At 69.4% G+C, this 3081-nt stretch carries 5 protein-coding genes; 2 read left to right on the forward strand and 3 right to left on the reverse strand.

What is annotated here, in order from left to right:
* Nucleotides 1–1403: sodium:solute symporter family protein (locus VDQ18_RS23335; protein WP_323023248.1), on the reverse strand; the 1403-nt coding region annotated here is incomplete at its 3' end.
* The gene (locus VDQ18_RS23340) at nt 1403–1591 is read right to left on the reverse strand and encodes a hypothetical protein (RefSeq protein ID WP_107754531.1); all 189 of its coding nucleotides are present in this window, start codon (nt 1589–1591) and stop codon (nt 1403–1405) included. The genes VDQ18_RS23340 and VDQ18_RS23335, both read right to left, overlap by 1 nt.
* Before the next feature lie 197 nt (nt 1592–1788).
* On the opposite strand from VDQ18_RS23340, the gene hisA reads away from it, so the two are divergent.
* Nucleotides 1789–2511: a 1-(5-phosphoribosyl)-5-[(5-phosphoribosylamino)methylideneamino]imidazole-4-carboxamide isomerase gene (gene hisA / locus VDQ18_RS23345; protein ID WP_323023249.1), complete on the forward strand. Its 723-nt coding sequence runs from the start codon at nt 1789–1791 to the stop codon at nt 2509–2511.
* A gap of 110 nt (nt 2512–2621) precedes the next feature.
* Here the strand turns inward: hisA and VDQ18_RS23350 are convergent, their stop codons facing one another.
* Nucleotides 2622–2825, reverse strand: coding sequence for a hypothetical protein (locus tag VDQ18_RS23350; protein ID WP_323023250.1), 204 nt, complete (start codon nt 2823–2825; stop codon nt 2622–2624).
* Nucleotides 2826–2933: 108 nt separating this feature from the next.
* Here VDQ18_RS23350 and VDQ18_RS23355 point away from each other — a divergent pair.
* On the forward strand, nt 2934–3081 hold a 148-nt coding region (locus tag VDQ18_RS23355; protein WP_323023251.1), incomplete at its 3' end, for an HTH domain-containing protein.

Here is a 3081-nt window from a genome sequence, read left to right on the forward strand (position 1 = left end):
TGCGGGCGGGTGAGGAGCGAGACGATCAGGAACAGCCCCACGCTCAACCCGCCGACGCTGAGCGCCAGCACCGGGTTGAACACGCTGACCCCCTGCACCATCGCCATCCAGACCGCCAGCCCGGCGCCGCCGAGGATCGAGGCCAGCGCCCCCGCCGCCGTCGCCCGGCGCCAGAAGAAGGCGCCGATGGTGGCGGGGACGGTGACCATCAGCCCGGCAGCCGAGAGGGCGGCGAGCTGGTCGACCACGGTCGCCTTCTGCACGGCGAAGAGGCTGGCGAACAGGATCACCAGGATCACCACCACCCGGCCCGTCAGGATCTGCGCCCGCGGCTGGGCGTCGGTCATCACGTCCCGCGCCACCATCGCCGCCAGCGTCAGGGCGATGGAATCGAGGGTCGAGACCGCCGCGGCGAGGATGCCGAGGATCAGCAGCACCGCCACCGGCGCCGGGATCGCGCCCGACGTCAGGAGGGCGGGGGTCGCCGTTGCGGTATTCTCCAGCCCCGGGGCCAGTTGCAGCGCGGCAAAGCCCCAGATCACGGCGATCAGCGTGAAGGCGAGGCCGAAGCCCATCACCCAGATGATCATCCGCCGCATCGCCGCCATGTCCTTCAGAATGAAGAGCCGCTGGCTGACCTGCGGGTTCGAGATGGCGAAGAAGAACCAGGGCAGCGACAACGCGGTGAAGGTGCCGAGGCTCCAGAGCCCCGGGCCGGGGACCGAGAGGTGGCTGCCCTGCGTCTCGAGCGTGGCCTGGGCGAAGGCGCCCCAGCCCCCCAGCGCCGCCACGGCGAAGAGGATGGCCAGCACGGCCGAGCCCATCATCACCACCGCCTGCACCGCATCGGTCCAGGCGACCGAGCGGATGCCCGCGAAAAGCGTCCAGAGCGCGGCCAGCAGCGCGCCGGTCGCCACCGCCTGGGTCAGCGTGATCTCGCCCCCGGTGACGCCCGACAGCAGCAGGCCGATGCCCGCCATCTGCGTCGTGCAATAGGGCATCAGGAACACCAGCGCGACCAGCGCCGCCGCCCGGGCGACCCAGCGCGAGCCATAGCGCGCGCCCAGCATCTCGGCCGGGGAGATGAAGCCCCAGCGCTTCGCCGCCAGCCAGAAGCGCGGGGCAAAGATCACCAAGAGGCCGAGGCCCGCGAAATAGATCAGCTCGAAGCCCAGCGCGCCGATGCCGCCGCGGTAGGTAAGGCCGGTGAGCACCACCAGCATGAAGGCCGAATAGGTGGTGGCCGCATAGGAAAGGCCCGCCACCATGCCGCCGAAGCGGCGGTTGCCGAGGTAGTAATCTTCGGCGGTGCCCGCGTTCTCGCGGGTGGCGCGCCAGGCGATGAGGAGGCCGAAGGCGGCGAAACCGGCGATGGCGCTCCAGATCAGGGCAGGGGAAAGCATCAGCGGTCCCTCCATCCGGCCGCGCCCAGCGCGATCAACACGATGACAGCCAGCCCGAAGCCACCCCAGAAGAGCGCGATGCTCCAGCCGATACTGCCCGCCAGCGGCCCGTAGGGGACCGCCGCCCCGAGGAACACCAGCACCGCCAGCGCCCCCAGCCATGCGGCAAAGCCGCTCCGTCCCGTCATGGTCACTTCTCCCCTGTGCCCCTGCGATGAGCGGGCGGGTGTAGGAGGATGCCGGGCGCAAGGCAAGCGAAAACGACCTTGAGCCTTGATATATAACGATTTTTGACTATACGGTCAAGCAACAGCGCAGGGTGAGACGGGGTTTGCATCCGGGAGCGGGCTTGGGTAAACCCGCGCAGGCAAATTCGGAGTTGGTCATGATCCTCTATCCCGCCATCGACCTGAAAGACGGGCAATGCGTGCGGCTCTACAAGGGCGAGATGGAGAAGGCGACGGTCTTCAGCGACGATCCGGCGGCGCAGGCGCTGGCCTTTCAGGCGCAGGGGGCGGAGTGGATCCACCTCGTGGACCTGAACGGCGCCTTCGCCGGCAAGCCGGTCAATGCCGCGGCGGTCGAGGGGATCCTGCAGGCGGTTTCGGTGCCCTGCCAGCTGGGCGGCGGCATCCGCGACATGGCGACCATCGAGGCCTGGCTGGAGAAGGGTCTGGCGCGGGTCATCCTGGGCACCGTCGCGGTCGAGAACCCCGATCTGGTCCGGCAGGCGGCGCGGGCCTTCCCGGGGCAGGTCGCGGTCGGGATCGACGCCCGCAAGGGGCTGGTCGCGACCAAGGGCTGGGCCGAGGAGACCGACATGAAGGTCACCGAACTGGCGCTGGCCTTCGAGGATGCGGGCGTGGCCGCGATCATCTACACCGACATCGACCGCGACGGGGCGATGCAGGGGCCGAACGTGGCGGCGACGGCGGAACTCGCCTGGGCAACCTCGATCCCGGTGATCGCCTCGGGCGGGGTCTCCTCGCTCGCGGATCTCACCGCGCTGAAGGAGACGGGGGCGCCGCTGAACGGGGTGATCTCGGGCCGGGCGCTCTATGACGGCAAGCTCGACCTGGGCGAGGCCCTGCGGCTGCTGAAAGCCTGACGGAGGGGTGTCCCATGCGTGGGACAGCCTGCCGGGGTCAGTAATTCCAATCGGTTACTGGATTCCGTTAGGGTTTTGGTAGGGCTGTCGCGTGGGGTGGCCCTGGGCCCTCAATCGCCACGCCGCCTCAGTCGCAGGCGGGCGAGCAGCATCGGCAGCGTCGCCCGCCGTTCCCCGGAACCCTCCGCTACGGCCGCCTGCCGCTCGGCAATCCAGGCGGCCTCGACCTCCCGCCCCGCCAGCGAACGCCTCCCGGCATCCTCCCAGGGACCCAGACGCAGGGCGAGAAGGGTTGCGTGGTCGTACCAGCTCATGCGAGGACCTCCTGTATCGGCCCGGGAACAATCGCGGATCGCTCCTGACATGGTGTTGTCAGGAGGGGGGCCTATAATGGCAGGAGCCCCCTCAGACCCCGGCCGCCCATGAAAAAGTCGAACCGTCTCTTCGAGACCATCCAGATCTTTCGCGCCGCCCGGGGTCCGTTGCGCGCCGAAGACCTGGCCGCGCGGCTCGAAGTCTCGGTGCGCACGGTCTATCGCGACATCGCCGCGCTGCAGGCGATGCGGACGC

The organism is Pararhodobacter sp. (assembly GCF_034676075.1).
GTDB lineage: Bacteria > Pseudomonadota > Alphaproteobacteria > Rhodobacterales > Rhodobacteraceae > Pararhodobacter.

Excerpts from the sequence above, each read along its gene's own strand:
- VDQ18_RS23340 (WP_107754531.1), bottom strand. The coding sequence starts at position 1,591 with ATGACGGGACGGAGCGGCTTTGCCGCATGGCTGGGGGCGCTGGCGGTG.
- hisA (WP_323023249.1), top strand. The coding sequence starts at position 1,789 with ATGATCCTCTATCCCGCCATCGACCTGAAAGACGGGCAATGCGTGCGG.
- VDQ18_RS23350 (WP_323023250.1), bottom strand. The coding sequence starts at position 2,825 with ATGAGCTGGTACGACCACGCAACCCTTCTCGCCCTGCGTCTGGGTCCC.